A 604-nucleotide genomic window follows, 5' to 3' on the forward strand; every position below is an offset into this window, starting at 1 on the left:
TCTTTCACTCGTGCCCTTCTCGCCGCTCTGCCGCGCTGGCGCGGGGCTGGTTGGGGGTGGGGGGGCGGGGGGGGGGGGCGGGGCCGCCCCCCCCCCCCCCCCCCCGGCCGGGCACCTGCACGACATCACAGCACCGCGCGCCGCTCTCACGCCGCCGACGAGTCGCGTACGTGTTCCGTGTTCCTGCCGGACCGTTTCCACGTGTACCTGTCCACCCCGCTCGCGGTGGCAGACGGCATGCACGTCTTCGCGGCCAGGCTCCGGGAGGCGGTGCACGAGCTCCGCGAACTCCTCGCGGAGGGCCGGCGCACCACAGCCACCCGAGGCAACCCCGGTTCCAGTGCGCTGAAACCGTCGTGAAACCGCGCTGAATGCGCCCTGCCGCAATCTCTGCGGCATGACGAAAACGACTTCGCACTCTCCCGCCATCGCGGCCAAGGGGCTGCGCAAGGCATACGGGGACAAGACGGTCCTCGACGGCATCGACCTGGCGGTGCCGGCCGGCACGGTCTTCTCCCTGCTCGGCCCGAACGGCGCCGGCAAGACCACCGCCGTCAAGATCCTCTCCACCCTCATCACCGCCGACGCCGGCGACCTGCACGTC

2 protein-coding genes are annotated in these 604 nt (G+C 72.0%); both read left to right on the forward strand.

Annotation, left to right across the window (positions count from 1 at the left end):
* Positions 1–201 precede the first annotated feature (201 nt).
* Positions 202–360 carry a hypothetical protein gene (locus ACWD3C_RS48415; RefSeq protein WP_451155189.1) on the forward strand — a complete coding sequence of 53 codons (159 nt, stop codon included), beginning with the start codon at positions 202–204 and terminating at the stop codon, positions 358–360.
* A 37-nt stretch (positions 361–397) separates the two neighbouring features.
* The coding region (locus ACWD3C_RS48420; RefSeq protein WP_451155191.1) for an ATP-binding cassette domain-containing protein at positions 398–604 on the forward strand (207 nt) is incomplete at its 3' end.

Source organism: Streptomyces sp. NPDC002845, from assembly GCF_053591955.1.